13 protein-coding genes are annotated in these 13,716 nt (G+C 55.6%); 6 read left to right on the top strand and 7 right to left on the bottom strand.

From position 1 onward, the window contains the following. Positions 1-17: 17 nt before the first annotated feature. Positions 18-392 carry a hypothetical protein gene (locus U2W12_RS19410; RefSeq protein ID WP_326502354.1) on the bottom strand — a complete coding sequence of 125 codons (375 nt, stop codon included), beginning with the start codon at positions 390-392 and terminating at the stop codon, positions 18-20. A gap of 200 nt (positions 393-592) precedes the next feature. Here U2W12_RS19410 and U2W12_RS19405 point away from each other — a divergent pair, with 200 nt between their 5' ends. The 3 genes from U2W12_RS19405 to U2W12_RS19395 all read left to right on the top strand — a co-directional run bounded on the left by U2W12_RS19405 (position 593) and on the right by U2W12_RS19395 (position 4,501). Next, positions 593-1,246, top strand: a complete 654-nt coding sequence (locus tag U2W12_RS19405; RefSeq protein WP_326502353.1) for a protein-L-isoaspartate(D-aspartate) O-methyltransferase — start codon at positions 593-595, stop codon at positions 1,244-1,246. Positions 1,247-1,310: 64 nt separating this feature from the next. After that, complete coding sequence (locus U2W12_RS19400) at positions 1,311-2,063, top strand: protein-L-isoaspartate(D-aspartate) O-methyltransferase (RefSeq protein ID WP_326502352.1); 753 nt, start codon at positions 1,311-1,313, stop codon at positions 2,061-2,063. Continuing rightward, positions 2,060-4,501: an SAM-dependent methyltransferase gene (locus U2W12_RS19395; protein ID WP_326502351.1), complete on the top strand. Its 2,442-nt coding sequence runs from the start codon at positions 2,060-2,062 to the stop codon at positions 4,499-4,501. The genes U2W12_RS19400 and U2W12_RS19395 overlap by 4 nt, the downstream gene beginning before the upstream one ends. A gap of 36 nt (positions 4,502-4,537) precedes the next feature. Here U2W12_RS19395 and U2W12_RS19390 read toward each other — a convergent pair whose 3' ends face one another. From U2W12_RS19390 to U2W12_RS19380, 3 genes are all read right to left on the bottom strand, one after another. Then, the gene (locus U2W12_RS19390) at positions 4,538-5,500 is read right to left on the bottom strand and encodes a carbon-nitrogen hydrolase family protein (RefSeq protein WP_326502350.1); all 963 of its coding nucleotides are present in this window, start codon (positions 5,498-5,500) and stop codon (positions 4,538-4,540) included. Continuing rightward, on the bottom strand, positions 5,490-6,089 hold the full coding sequence (locus U2W12_RS19385; RefSeq protein WP_326502349.1) for a GNAT family N-acetyltransferase: 600 nt from the start codon (positions 6,087-6,089) through the stop codon (positions 5,490-5,492). Before U2W12_RS19385 ends, U2W12_RS19390 begins: the two co-directional genes overlap by 11 nt. 168 nt (positions 6,090-6,257) lie before the next feature. After that, positions 6,258-6,512 carry a Rho-binding antiterminator gene (locus U2W12_RS19380; RefSeq protein ID WP_326502348.1) on the bottom strand — a complete coding sequence of 85 codons (255 nt, stop codon included), beginning with the start codon at positions 6,510-6,512 and terminating at the stop codon, positions 6,258-6,260. Positions 6,513-6,589: 77 nt separating this feature from the next. Here U2W12_RS19380 and U2W12_RS19375 point away from each other — a divergent pair, with 77 nt between their 5' ends. Further along, positions 6,590-6,715, top strand: coding sequence for a hypothetical protein (locus U2W12_RS19375; RefSeq protein ID WP_326502347.1), 126 nt, complete (start codon positions 6,590-6,592; stop codon positions 6,713-6,715). Between the two features lie 2 nt (positions 6,716-6,717). On the opposite strand, the gene U2W12_RS19370 is transcribed toward U2W12_RS19375, so the two are convergent. The 3 genes from U2W12_RS19370 to U2W12_RS19360 all read right to left on the bottom strand — a co-directional run bounded on the left by U2W12_RS19370 (position 6,718) and on the right by U2W12_RS19360 (position 9,382). After that, positions 6,718-7,821, bottom strand: coding sequence for a Do family serine endopeptidase (locus U2W12_RS19370; RefSeq protein ID WP_326502346.1), 1,104 nt, complete (start codon positions 7,819-7,821; stop codon positions 6,718-6,720). Between the two features lie 121 nt (positions 7,822-7,942). Then, the gene (locus U2W12_RS19365) at positions 7,943-8,299 is read right to left on the bottom strand and encodes a hypothetical protein (RefSeq protein ID WP_326502345.1); all 357 of its coding nucleotides are present in this window, start codon (positions 8,297-8,299) and stop codon (positions 7,943-7,945) included. A 90-nt stretch (positions 8,300-8,389) separates the two neighbouring features. Then, a complete protein-coding gene (locus tag U2W12_RS19360; RefSeq protein WP_326502344.1) occupies positions 8,390-9,382 on the bottom strand; it encodes a zinc-dependent alcohol dehydrogenase family protein in 993 nt (330 codons plus the stop codon). A gap of 328 nt (positions 9,383-9,710) precedes the next feature. Here U2W12_RS19360 and aceE point away from each other — a divergent pair, with 328 nt between their 5' ends. Further along, positions 9,711-12,389 (top strand): pyruvate dehydrogenase (acetyl-transferring), homodimeric type, encoded by a 2,679-nt coding sequence (aceE, locus tag U2W12_RS19355; RefSeq protein WP_326502343.1) that lies wholly within the window; start codon positions 9,711-9,713, stop codon positions 12,387-12,389. 14 nt (positions 12,390-12,403) lie between these two features. Beyond that, entirely contained in the window at positions 12,404-13,702 is a 1,299-nt protein-coding gene (locus U2W12_RS19350) for a 2-oxo acid dehydrogenase subunit E2 (RefSeq protein WP_326502342.1), read from the top strand. Positions 13,703-13,716: the final 14 nt, after the last annotated feature.

The raw sequence follows: 13,716 nt of genomic DNA, 5'->3' as shown, positions 1-13,716 counted from the left end.
CCTCTGAGTACTTACCGCTATTCGGCTGCCGCGCCAAGAAAAATCATCTCGATCCGGCTCTGATGGATTGTGAATATGAGACCGCCATAGATCGAACCGGCCACGAACTGGACGCCGGACTGACTTTTCTCGGCGTTCTTTTCGGCGTCATAGGCTTTCGTCAAGTCGGTTTCGCCGCCAATACCGGTGCCACGGCCGCTTTTCGCCTTGGAAGGCGCGCTGATTGTGATCGAGGTTAGCAATTTGGCTTGCCTCTGTGCTTCGGGAGCCATATCAACGCGGATTCCGCAGACCGGATCGCGCCAACCTTGGTGGTAAAGACCGTCGGCTTCCCATGGCTCGTCCTTGCCGCGCTCCAGGAGACAAGTGGCAAGCGACTTGACTACCTCCATTTCGGTCGGCGAGGCTCAGTCCAAGGGGCAATCCATGAACAGCAATTACGAATAGAAATTTCCGCAACATGTTCTTCGTCCTCGCGCTGTGTCGAATGCAAAAGATTCATGAGCAAACTTTTAACCGCTTGGAACCTTAAAGTGTTTATATTGTTTAACTTCAAGTTCAAACCTTCGTCAAGCTATTGTATCAAGAGACCATGAAAAATATTCACCGCATGCTGGAAGATATCCGGCAGGAAACCGTTATGACCGCCTTTTTGACCGGCCGCAAAACGCTCTCGCCAGAGGTGATGGACGCCATGCGCGACGTGCCGCGCGACCAGTTCGTTGATCCGGGCATGGCTTCTATGGCCTTCGATAACGGCCCGCTGCCGATCGGTTACGGACAGACTATATCGCAGCCCTTTATCGTCGCGTTGATGACCGATCTGTTGGCAATCAAATCCACCGATGCGATCCTCGAAATTGGCACCGGCTCGGGTTATCAGACCGCGATCCTGTCGCAGTTGGCCGCTCAGGTTTATACCCTTGAGGTGATAGAAGATTTGAGTCTCGAAGCCTTGGAGCGCTTCGAAAAGCTCGGTTATCAAAATATCCATGCCAAGGTCGGCAACGGCTATGACGGCTGGCCCGAACAGGCGCCCTACGACGGCATCATCGTGACCGCCGCCGCGCCTTATGTTCCGGACGCGCTGATCGACCAGTTGCAAGAGGGCGGACGGCTCGTTATTCCGGTCGGCCAGCCTTTCGGACACCAGGAACTGATCGTGCTCGAAAAACATGCACTTGCGCACAACAAGATCAGCAAAATCCTCGACGTCGCCTTTGTGCCGTTGGTCGATCATCCCTAAAAATGGCACTAATCGCAAGGTTAAGAGTCAAATTGCGAGTGCCTTGGTATAGGAGTTTATCGAAATGATCCATCCAAAACATCTTTTGCTGATGTTGCTGCTGTTGGTGGCATTACTGCTTCTCTCCTCCGTCCTTGCTTGGGCAGAACCTGATGCTTATGCACGACAGCGCGCGGCGATGGTGGACGAAGTCGAGGCATATATGGCTTTCACCTCCGATAGGCTGGGGCGAAAAGCATTGAGCCCGGAAGTCGCGAACGCCATGCGCAACGTGCCCCGGCATTTATTCGTCGGCGAGGATGAGCGCCCCTATGCCTATGAGAATCGACCGTTGCCGATCGGCCATGGCCAGACCATTTCACAGCCCTACATCGTCGCGGTGATGACCGAATTGCTCGACGCGAAGCCCGGTGCCAAGGTGCTCGAAATCGGCACCGGCTCGGCCTATCAGGCGGCGGTGCTCGCTGCGGTCGGCGCCGAGGTTTACAGCATCGAGATCATCGAACCCTTGGCCGACAGCGCGCGCGAGCGGCTCAAAAAACTCGGCTATCAAAACATTCATACGCGCACCGGCGACGGCTATTACGGCTGGTCCGAAGCCGCGCCGTTCGACGCGATTCTGGTGACCGCCGCGGCAAGCCACATTCCGCCGCCCCTGATCAAGCAGCTGAAACCGGGCGGACGCATGCTGATTCCGGTCGGCGACCGCTTCAATGTGCAGCAACTGGTTTTGGTCGAAAAAAGCCCTGACCAGAAAATTAAAACCCGGCAGTTGCTGCCGGTGGCCTTCGTCCCTCTGACCGGAACGCACCCTTGAGTCTCAATACCGACTCGATACCTGGCTACCGCGGGCTGCCGCTCGCTATCGCGATGCTTTCGGGGGCGGCGATCGGCTACGAAATCCTTCTGATGCGGCTATTCTCGATTATCCAGTGGCATCATTTCGCCTACATGATCATCAGTCTGGCCTTATTGGGCTATGGCATCAGCGGGGTGTTCCTGGCGCTTTTCCGGGGTTGGTTGAACGCGCGCTTCGAGTGGATTTTTCCGGCCGGCATCGTGCTGTTCAGTCTGACCGCGCCGGGCTGTTTCTGGCTCGGGCAGCGCCTGCCGTTCAATCCTTCCGAGCTATTTTGGTCGCCGGTGCAGCCGCTGTATCTCTTGCTGCTCTATCTGCTGCTGGCCCTGCCGTTCTTTTTTGCGGCCTCGGCGACCGGGCTGGCGCTGTTCCACTTCCGCGACCAGATCTCGAAGCTCTATGCGGCCGATCTGGCCGGTGCGGGCCTCGGCAGTCTGGTCATTATCGGCTTGCTGTTTGTGTTTCCGCCCGAGCAGGCGCTGATTGCCTTGGCCCTGATCGGCATCGCGGGCATTCTGCCGGTCTCGATCGCCTGGGAAAAAAACTGGCGGGGGCCGGCCATCTGTGCGGCCGTGTTGGCGTTATTTTGGCTCGCGCCGGCGGACTGGAAAACCCTGCACATCTCGCCTTATAAGGAATTGCGGCAACTGCTGCGCATTCCGGGCACGCGTATCATCGACAGTTTTTCGAATCCGATCGCCTATACCGATGTGGTCGAGAGCCCTGTCACGCCGTTGCGGCATGCGCCCGGACTCAGCCTGAACTCCGACCGCGAACCGCCCGCCCAATATGCGCTATTCTCGGACGCCGGCAATATGTCCGCGTTGACCCGCTACAACGGCGATCCGGCCACGATTTCGTATCTGGACCAGACCACCTCCGCGCTCCCTTACCATTTGAACAAGCCGAGGCAACTGTTGATTCTGGGCGTCGGCGCGGGCAGCGATTTGTTGCAGGCCGAATGGTTCGGCGTTCCCTCGGTTTATGGAGTCGAACTGAACGGCCAGTTGATCGACTACATAAAAAACAGACACGATGCGTTCAGCGGCGGCATCTTCACGAATGAACGCCTTAGACTGCACATTGGCGAGGCGCGCGGTTTCGTCTCCGCCACAAAAGAGCGCTTCGACCTGATCCAGATCGCCTTGATGGACGCCTACGGTGCTTCGTCGGCCGGCCTGTACGCCTTGAGTGAAAACTATCTCTATACGGTGGAAGCGCTGCGCGAATATATCCGCCATCTGCAACCAGGCGGCTATCTGGCGTTGACCCGCTGGGCCAAAATGCCGCCGCGCGACGCGCTGAAGCTGTTCGCGACCGCCGCCGAGGCGCTGGAGCTGTCAGGGACCACCGAGCCTGGCCGGAACATGATCTTGATCCGCGGCTGGCAGACCAGCACCCTGCTGGTCAAGAACGGCGAAGTCACACTTGCGGACATCGGCAAGCTCAAAACCTTTTGCGAGGACCGCAGTTTCGACATCGATTTTTACCCCGGCATAACCGAGACCGAGACCAATCGTTTCAACCAACTGCCGGAATCGTATTATTACCAGGGCGCAAGCCAGATCCTCGGCGTCGAACGCGCGGCCTATCTGGAGCGTTACAAATTCGCGATAGAGCCTTCGACCGACGACCGGCCTTATTTCTTTCAGTTTTTCAAATGGACGACCCTGCCTGAAATCCTGTCGCTGTATGGCCAGGGCGGCATCTCGCTGCTCGAGACCGGCTACATCATCCTGGTCGCCGGCGCGCTGCAGGCGCTGCTCGCGGCCATTCTGTTCATCGGCCTGCCGATGTGGCGTTGCCGGCAACGGCTTGGCCTGCCGGACTATTCGCCGCGCTTGTGGCGCGTGATCGGTTATTTTTTTCTGCTCGGCAATGCGTTTCTGTTCATCGAAATCGCTTTCATCCAGAAATTCATCCTGTTTCTGCATCATCCAGTGTATTCGGTCACCGTGGTGCTGTGCACGTTTCTGATTTCGGCCAGCCTCGGTAGCGCGGCGTCACGAAGGCTGCAAGACAATCGTCATGGGCATGTTGTGCCGATCGCCGGCATTGCGCTGCTGACGCTCTTCTACATTCTGTTCTTCAATAACCTGACCGGCGTATTTCTCTATCAGTCCGCGCCGGTCAAAATCGTGGTAACCGTGCTCCTGACCCTGCCTTTGGGATTTTTGATGGGCATGCCGTTTCCGCTCGGTCTGCAACGTGCGGCAACTTTGTCCCCGAGCTTGATCCCCTGGGCCTGGGGCGTCAACGGTTTCGCCTCGGTGATTAGCGCGAGTCTTGCGACTCTGATCGCGATTCACGGCGGTTTTAATGTGCTGATTTTGACGGCGGTTGGGTTTTATTTGGGCGCGGCGGTCTGCCTGCCGCGTATCGAGGAAGCGTCATAAAATCCTGATCGAGAATTTCGCTTTCCTTTTTTCTATTCATTGCTCCTTTATGCGCCGATCCTGTTCGCGGGCCGGGCTGCGCGCTGGCGCTGTAGTTATGCGTTCGTTCGCTGCCTTGACGTTGGATGCGGTGTCGAAAGCCGCCGCATGCTGCAACGGCCAATCCCGATAATTGAATACCTGTCCGTTTTCCCGCACCCGGGCGATGCTGTCCAGATCGATTTCCGCAAACACCCACTGGCTCGCATTCAATTCGCCGATCGCCAAGATGCCGTCGTCCGGAAAACCACGATCGACCGGCGTATAGATCGCCGCCGCGCCGATGTTCACATCGACCGCTTCCGACCAAGGCGCATGGCCGACTGTGGGCGACTGCACCACGTAGCACTGATTTTCGAGAGCCCGCGCCTGACAGCCGATGCGGACCCGGTTATAACCGGCCAGCGTGTCGGTGCAACTCGGCACCAGAATCAAATTCGCGCCCGCTTCGACCTGTTTTCTGGCCAGCATTGGAAATTCGCTGTCATAACAAATATTGATCGCAATGCGTCCGTAGTCGGTATCGAAGCACTTCAATTCAAGGCCGCGATTGATCAGCCATTGCTCGTTTTCAAAGCGGGTCATCATCAGTTTGTCCTGATAATCGAACTCGCCGTTCGGTGTAAACAGATAGGCGCGGTTGTGATAGATCTCGCCTTCGATCCGCACCGGAAACGTGCCCGCTTGGATATAGCAATGGTGTTTTTGCGCGAGTTCCCGGTTCAGTTCGATATAGTCGTCGAGCAAAGACTGCATCGCTGCCAGCTGCTTGCTCAGCGAGGAATAAACGTCTTGGCCGAACAGCGAAGCGAGCTCCATGCTGCCGTATTCCGGAAACAGCAGAATTTTTGCGCCCTGGTCTGCGGCCTCGCCGACCCAGCGTTCGATCTTTTGTCGGTAATTCTCCCAATTGTCGAGAAAACCGATGTCGTATTGCGCGGCGGCGATCTTAACTTTCATGTTTCAGCCAGAAGGTCATCGGTTTCGGGGTTTCTGCGTCATCGTCCAGGTCTTTCCAGAGATAAGTCGTCTTCAATTCGGGATGCTTCACATAGCCGCGTTTGTTCCAGAACTTGTCGAGCGGCACATAGTCGGCCGGCCGGCGCGGATGATCTACAGGCCGTTCGACGCAGCAGAAGGTGATGTGCTTGAAACCGCCCAGTTCCTGCGCATGCGCCTCGCGCTCCTCGAAAAAGCGCACGCCGATGCCGAGGCCACGGTAATTCTTGTCCAGCACCGATTCGCTGCAATAAAAAACCTCTTCCAGGTTATAACCGTTTTCGATGAAAGGCCGCTTCATCTCCTCTGTTTCGTATTGCATCGGGATCGCGGTCGACGCGCCGACGATCTTGTCACCGTCGAACGCAATAACGATCACGCTCTGCGTGCAATTCAGATAGGTTTGCAGGTATTTTTCCTCATATTCATAAGTGCCGTCGTACAGATACGGAAACTCACGGAACACCTGGATTCTCAGACGGGCCAGCTCCTTGATATAGGGTTCTATGGCCTTGCCGCTAAATCTTTCAATGCGAATATCTTTGGACATGAAATTGATTAAACGATGTGAAAAAGGCGCTATTTTACCAAAGCTTAGGAGGTCATGTGCGGTTTGTGCCGCATTCGGCGGACGAAACGATTTAATTGGCTTTTCAACAGCATTTCAATACTCGGGACGGGCGTTTCAAACGCCGCCAGGCCGAGAGGTTGCGCGCTTTTAAAACGCAACCTCTTTAAACGACGCATTCGGCGTCAACGTTGTCATTTTGATCAGTTGGGTCAGCTCAATCAGTTGTTTCTGTCCGTCATCGAGCAGCAAAAATTCCCGCTTTTCGGTCGTCGTAATCAGATCGATAGCGTTGCCTTCAAGGCTTTGGCCGTCCTTTAATTCGAGTTTGACCCGGTAACCATACATGCAGGCGATTTCGAGGTAATCGTGCAGTTCGCAGGCGATGAGTTTGCATTGCGTCATGATTGTGACCGTTCAATGTTGCTATGAATGCCGACATCGTAGCGTTGTAGGGGGAATGTCGGCAACGGATTTTGGCAATGACTTCGAAAGTCGCTGAGTCGCAAGACATTGCTCCGCACAGTTGCCACTGCCATGCGGCGATCGATCCGCGGTTTGGGGCGTCTTATGGCGCCCCAAACCGCAGCTATTTTACCGAAGATTGATATTAATAAGGCCGAGGCTGTTTGACCGGGACCGGCTTGGCGATCCGAGCCTTGACAGTCAGTTCGCCGCCTTCGCGCAGAATATTGAGAGTGACCATGTCGCCGACCTGCATTAGCGCTATGTGATTGTGCAACTTGGTGGCGGAGTCCACGGCTTGGCCATTCACCGCGATCACGACATCGCCTCTTTGCAGCCCCGCGTTTTCGGCTGGCGAACCCGGAACGATGCCGGCGATCACCGCGCCATGCTGCTGTTTGATCCCGAACGCACTGGCCAGGTCAGGCGTCAGATTTTGTATCTGAATGCCGAGTTGGCCGCGTTGAATCTTGCCGAACTGAATGATTTGGTTGACGACCTGATTGGCCATGTTGATCGGAATCGCGAAGCCGATGCCAACATTACCGCCGCTGGGGCCGACGATCGCGGTATTGATGCCGATCAGTTCACCTTGTAGATTGACCAGGGCGCCGCCGGAGTTGCCGGGGTTGATCGAGGCGTCGGTCTGGATGAAGTCTTCATAGCCTTCGATGCCCAAGCTGCTGCGGCCCAAGGCGCTGACAATTCCTGAAGTTACGGTTTGGCCAAGGCCGAAAGGGCTGCCGATTGCGACCACGAAATCGCCGACCTGTAAGCCATCCGAATTGCCTTTCGGCAGTTCGACCAGATTGCCGCCGGGTATCTGGATCAGTGCCACATCCGTGCCCGGATCGCTGCCGACCAGCTTGGCTTCCAGATTGCGCCCATCCTGCAAGGTGACGGTGATCTTGTCGGCTTTGTCGATCACATGATTGTTCGTGATGATATAGCCCTTAGCCGCATCGATGATCACGCCCGAGCCCAGACTCTGTCCTTCGCGTTCCATCGGCATGTTCGGAGGAATATCGAAGAAACGCCGGAAGAAAGGATCGCGCAGCAACGGATTTTCTTCGTAGCGTATCCGCGTCCGAGTTGAAATGTTCACGACGCCCGGCACGACTTTTTTGAGCATTTCGGGTAGGGGATTGTTCGCCAGCGGCAAAAACGCGCCTGCCTGCAGCGGTGTTCCGGCGGCCAGCAGGGATAAGAGCAACAGGGCTTGGAAAAATCGGGGCATGGTCTTTTTCATATTCGCTCCGTAATAAAAATCAAGGGATTACCGAAGTTAGGGCGGAAAGTAAATTGTCACGAAACCTTCGACCATAATTTTTGCGAAAAGTCGTCAAGAGCAAGACGATCGCTATGTGTTATCAAGCTTGTCTGTTTTTTGCGACAATTGCACAATAATTGCGCGACAATTGCAAAAAATCCAACAAAAATCCTTGTTTTAGTGCATAAACAGCCTTTTTTACCTTCTTTTTCAAGCCATCTCTTAGATCATACGATTTTCCGTAAGGTATTCCGGATGCCCAGCCGCCATTCTTCTGTGTATTTAAAACCCTATAAAAATCAATGTCCCATGCGCTTTTCAAGCGGTTTGCGGCTGCTTGCCGGTCGCCTTGTGGGTAAAGCCGATGTGATTTTGTTGCCTGATAAGCAGGTTTGGCATCAAAAATGCTTCCTATGAATTGTACTCTAGGGATAGGGTTGTTATTTCTCTCCTCCAATGTTGTTACGGATATAGGCGCTTATCCCTCCGGGATAGGCGCTCTTTTTTTATCAGGAGTATTGAAAAAAAATTTTTCTCCGCGGCAAGCTCAAATCGTCAACACGATTTTCCCTTGCGTATGTCCCTCTTCGATCTTTTCGTGTGCGATGGAGGCGTCTGCGAGCGGCAATTGCTCGCCGACATGAACCCGCAAGCGCCCCTGATCGAACCAGGCTGCGCACTGATCCAGAATGGCTACATGTTTGTCCCGTGCTTCGTGCAAATCCCGCAGCATCGGGGTCAGCATCAGCTCGAAGCCGATCAGCAAATTGCGCATTCGGGCTTCGGCCCAGTTCAACTCGCCAGGGTCGAGGATGGTGACTAGGCGGCCGAAATGCGCGGTGACTGGGATACTTTGCTCAAATACAGACGGTCCTACTGTATCGAAAACGAGATCGCAACCCTTTCCGTCGGTCAATTTATTGACGCTATCCGCAAAACTCTTTATTCGGTAATCGATCACCTCGTCCGCGCCCAGCGTTTTGACGAATTCGGCCTTTTGTTCCGAACTGACCGTGGTAATCACGCGCGCACCTTTAAGTTTCGCCAGTTGAATTGCGATATGACCGACGCCACCCGCGCCGGCATGAATCAGTACAGTCTGGCCTGCTTGCAAGCCACCGCGGTCAAAGAGTGCGCCCCAGGCGGTAATCAACACCAGCGGGGAGGCGGCCGCCTCGGCGAACGACAACGCTGTCGGCATCGAACTGGCCCAGCGTTGATCCACTACCGTATAGTCGGCATAGTTGCCTTGTTCGCGGCCGAGTCCGCCGTGGCAGAACCAGACCTTGTCGCCGGGTTTGAAACGGTCAACCGCAGCGCCGACCGCCACGACCTCGCCCGCGCCGTCGCAGCCGAGTACCGCCGGCAGCGGATTCGGAAAAAAAACGCCCCTGCGGCGGACTTTTGTGTCGATCGGATTGACGCCGGCCGCATGCAGTTTGACCCTGATGTCGGTCGGCGAGGCAATTTGCGGTTCGTCGATGTCACGGAGCGACAAGACTTCGGGGCCGCCGGCGGCGGTCATAAGGATGGCTTTCATAGGAATACCTGTGATGAAATGAATGAACGAAACGGATCGCCATTATATCGGGCCTTGACGGTAATCCTGAATTCGACCATCAATATCCGAATAGCGATGCGCCGGTTTCTATCGGGGATCGCCAATAAACCGCCGGGAATTGCTAAAACAACTTCTTTGAAACTTCTCATTTGTTATACTATGCGCCTTTTAAGACGAGGTCTGATGGCTCCGCTATCTGTTGAGGCGGTTTTGCAAATAGGGACGGAACCTTGGACGCGTGTCCCTGAAATGTATCAATTTCAATCGCAACGAATTCAAATACTACTCGCTAGAACAGGAACATAGAATGGCTAACAATTTAATTTCAGAAATTACCGGACAGAACGACATCGATCCGGCTGAAACGAGGGAGTGGATTGAAGCCTTGCAGGCCGTTTTGGAAAAAGACGGCAACGAACGCGCGCATTTTCTGATCGAACAATTGGTCGCGGTCGCGCGTCATTGCGGCTTTGATGTGCCGTTCAGCGCAAATACCGCCTATCTGAATACCATTCCGGTTTCAAGACAGGCCAAATATCCCGGCGATCAGGACATCGAGCAAAAAATTCGCGCTTATGTGCGCTGGAATGCAATGATGATGGTGCTTCGGGCGAACAAGCATACCAACGTCGGCGGCCATATCGCGAGTTTCGCGTCCGCGGCAACCTTATATGAAGTCGGTTACAATCATTTCTGGCGCGCGCCGTCCGATCAGCATGACGGCGATCTGATATTTACTCAGGGCCATTTGACGCCGGGCGATTATGCACGAGCGTTTTTATTGGGCCGACTGACCGAGGAGCAACTTGATGGTTTCCGTCAGGAAGTCGGCGGCAGTGGTTTGTCATCCTATCCGCATCCATGGCTGATGCCGAATTTCTGGCAATTCCCGACCGTATCGATGGGCTTAGGCCCGATCATGGCGATTTATCAGGCGCGCTTCATGCGCTATCTGCAGGGACGTGGTTTGGCCGATACGAACGGGCGCAAGGTCTGGAGCTTCCTAGGCGACGGCGAAACCGATGAGCCGGAATCGCTCGGCGCGATCGGTTTGGCCGGACGCGAAAAACTCGACAACTTGATCTTTGTGGTCAACTGCAACCTGCAGCGGTTGGACGGTCCCGTGCGCGGCAACGGCAAGATCATTCAGGAACTCGAAAGCGAATTCCGCGGCGCCGGTTGGAACGTGATCAAGGTCGTCTGGGGGCAGCGCTGGGATACCCTGTTGGCACGCGACACCGAAGGACTGCTCGCGAAACGGATGATGGAATGCGTCGACGGCGATTATCAGACCTTCAAGGCGAAGGATGGTGCCTATGTGCGCGAGTATTTCTTTAATACCCCGGAATTGAAAGCGATGGTCGCCGACTGGTCCGACCGCGACATTTGGGAATTGAACCGCGGTGGCCATGATTCGGTGAAGGTTTTTGCGGCATTCCACGCGGCGGTCAACCACGAAGGCCAGCCGACCGTGATTCTTGCGAAAACGATCAAGGGCTACGGCATGGGCGAGTCCGGCCAGGCCCAAAACATCACCCACCAGCAAAAGAAAATGAGCGAAAGCTCACTCAGCCATTTCCGCGACCGCTACAACCTGCCGGTCAGCGACGAACAATTCCATAAACTGCCGTATATCAAGTTTCCGGAAGGTTCGAAAGAGTTTGAATATATGCAGCAGCGCCGCGTCGAACTGGGCGGACATCTGCCCGCTCGTCGCGCAAAGTCTTATGCGCTGGATGTGCCGGTGCTGAGCGATTTCAAGGGGCTGTTGGAGGCGACCGGCGAAGGCCGCGAGATTTCGACCACGATGGCGTTTGTCAGGCTGTTGAACATTCTCGCGAAAGACAAGAACATCGGTAAACGCATCGTGCCGATCGTGCCTGACGAGTCCAGAACCTTCGGTATGGAAGGCATGTTCCGTCAACTCGGCATCTGGTCGCAGGTCGGCCAGCTGTACACGCCGCAGGACGCCGATCAATTGATGTTCTACAAAGAAGACAAGCACGGCCAGGTATTGCAGGAAGGCATCAACGAGGCGGGCGGCATCTGCGACTGGATCGCGGCGGGCACGTCCTATTCGACGCACAATGTGCCGATGATTCCGTTCTTTATTTACTATTCGATGTTCGGCTTCCAGCGCGTCGGCGATCTGATTTGGGCGGCCGCCGACCAGCGCACGCGGGGCTTCCTGATGGGCGGCACCGCCGGACGGACCACGCTGAACGGCGAGGGTCTCCAGCACGAAGATGGCCACAGCCATCTGATGTCCGCGACCGTGCCGAACTGCATCAGTTACGACCCGACCTATGCCTATGAATTGGCGGTGATCATTCAGGACGGCCTCAGACGAATGTATGTGAACCAGGAAGATATCTTCTATTACATCACCGTGATGAACGAAAACTACGCACATCCGGCGATGCCGAAGGGCATCGAGCTGGATATTCTGAAAGGGATGTATTGCTTCCGCCAGGGCGCGAAAAAGAAAGGACCTCGGGTGCAATTGCTCGGTTCCGGCGTGATCTTCCGTGAAGTCGAGGCGGCGGCCGATCTGTTGCGCAACGATTGGGGCATCGAGTCCGATCTGTGGAGTTGTCCGAGCTTTACCGAGCTGGCGCGCGATGGCCGCGAAGCGGAACGCTGGAGCCGTCTGCATCCGACCGAACCGTCCAAGGTGCCGCATGTGTCGAATTGCCTTGCGAATCAGCAGGGACCGGTGATCGCCGCCTCCGATTACAACCGTGCGTTTGCCGATCAGATTCGACCTTATATCGCCGCGCCTTATACCGTGCTGGGCACCGACGGTTTCGGCCGTTCGGACACGCGCGAAAATCTGCGCCGTTTCTTCGAGGTCGACCGCTTCCATGTGACGACCGCGGCATTGAAGAGCCTCGCGGATTCCGGACAGTTCGATGCGGCGAAGGTGGAAGTCGCGATCGCCAAATACGGCATCGATCCCGAGATCAAAGCGCCCTGGTTAGTTTAAGTGGAAGGAAGAAGATGACGAATTTGGTTGAAATTAGAGTACCCGATGTCGGCAATGTCGCTGATATCGATGTGGTCGAGGTATTGATCAAGCCGGGCGATGTAGTGGTGCTGGAACAAACGGTCGCTTCTCTCGAAACCGATAAAGCCAGCATGGATTTGCCGTCGAGCGCGGCGGGTACGATTCAGGAAGTCTTTATCAAGCGTGGCGACAAGGTTTCCGAAGGCACCCTGATTGCGACGGTGGCCGCAGAGGCGGGTGCTCCGGCTGTGGTGAAGACTGAAGCGCCGCAAGCGCAGCCGGAGCCGGAAGTGAAGTCAGATGATAAGCCGAAAGTCGAAAAAGCGCCTGAGCCCGCACCGGTCGCTCAGAACGCTCCTGCACCGGCGATTGTTCCAGAATCCGGCGCCGCGCTGATCGCGCATGCCTCGCCGTCCGTGCGCCTGTTTGCGCGTGAGTTGGGCGTCGATATCGCGAAAGTTGTCGCTGGCACCGGCCGCAAAGGGCGCATTTTAAAAGAAGACGTGAAGGCCTATGTCAAAAAGGCGCTGATCGAACCCACGGTGGCGGTCGGCGGCGGCATTCCGGCAATTCCGGCAGTCGATTTCTCGCCATATGGCGAAACCGAAACGGTCAAACTGAGCAAAATCAAGCGCTTGACCGGTCAAAACCTGAGCCGCGTCTGGCTGAATCTGCCGATGGTGACTTATCATGACGAGGCGGACATCACCGACCTGGAAGCGTTTCGCAATCAGATCAATGCCGAGAAGAAAAACGGCGAGGTCAAAATCACCGGCCTGATGTTCATCATCAAGGCGGTAGTCGCGGCGATGCAGCAGTTCCCCAGTTTCAACGCTTCTTTGTCGAGCGACGGCGAGAGCCTGATTCTGAAGAAATATTACAATATCGGCATTGCGGTCGATACCCCGAACGGATTAGTCGTGCCGGTCTTGCGCAACGTCGATACGAAAAGCATCAATCAACTGGCTGCCGAACTGGCCGAGAAAAGCGAGAAGGCGCGCCAGGGCAAGCTGATGCCGGGCGATATGCAGGGTGGCTGTATGAGTATTTCGAGCCTCGGCGGCATCGGCGGCACCGCATTCACGCCGATAGTGAATGCGCCGGAAGTCGCGATTCTCGGGGTAACCCGCGCGAAGATGCAGCCGGTCTGGAACGGCGGCGAATTTGTTCCTCGGTTAATGCTGCCGCTCGATTTGACCTATGATCACCGCGTGATCGACGGTGCCGAAGGCGCGCGCTTCATGGCTGCGATCAAAACCTATCTCGGCGATCTTCGCCGTCTGTTACTTTAAAGAAACCCGGAGAC

The sequence above is a fragment of the Methylomicrobium sp. Wu6 genome (genome assembly GCF_035916875.1).
Taxonomy (GTDB): Bacteria; Pseudomonadota; Gammaproteobacteria; order Methylococcales; family Methylomonadaceae; genus Methylomicrobium.
The sequence above is the reverse complement of the archived record's forward strand: the minus strand, read 5'-3'. Positions and strand labels throughout refer to the sequence as shown.

Coding starts and splice junctions, on each gene's coding strand:
- U2W12_RS19410 (WP_326502354.1), bottom strand. CDS start 392: ATGGAGGTAGTCAAGTCGCTTGCCACTTGTCTCCTGGAGCGCGGCAAG.
- U2W12_RS19405 (WP_326502353.1), top strand. CDS start 593: ATGAAAAATATTCACCGCATGCTGGAAGATATCCGGCAGGAAACCGTT.
- U2W12_RS19400 (WP_326502352.1), top strand. CDS start 1,311: ATGATCCATCCAAAACATCTTTTGCTGATGTTGCTGCTGTTGGTGGCA.
- U2W12_RS19390 (WP_326502350.1), bottom strand. CDS start 5,500: ATGAAAGTTAAGATCGCCGCCGCGCAATACGACATCGGTTTTCTCGAC.
- U2W12_RS19385 (WP_326502349.1), bottom strand. CDS start 6,089: ATGTCCAAAGATATTCGCATTGAAAGATTTAGCGGCAAGGCCATAGAA.
- U2W12_RS19380 (WP_326502348.1), bottom strand. CDS start 6,512: ATGACGCAATGCAAACTCATCGCCTGCGAACTGCACGATTACCTCGAA.
- U2W12_RS19375 (WP_326502347.1), top strand. CDS start 6,590: ATGACTTCGAAAGTCGCTGAGTCGCAAGACATTGCTCCGCACAGTTGC.
- U2W12_RS19370 (WP_326502346.1), bottom strand. CDS start 7,821: ATGAAAAAGACCATGCCCCGATTTTTCCAAGCCCTGTTGCTCTTATCC.
- U2W12_RS19360 (WP_326502344.1), bottom strand. CDS start 9,382: ATGAAAGCCATCCTTATGACCGCCGCCGGCGGCCCCGAAGTCTTGTCG.
- aceE (WP_326502343.1), top strand. CDS start 9,711: ATGGCTAACAATTTAATTTCAGAAATTACCGGACAGAACGACATCGAT.
- U2W12_RS19350 (WP_326502342.1), top strand. CDS start 12,404: ATGACGAATTTGGTTGAAATTAGAGTACCCGATGTCGGCAATGTCGCT.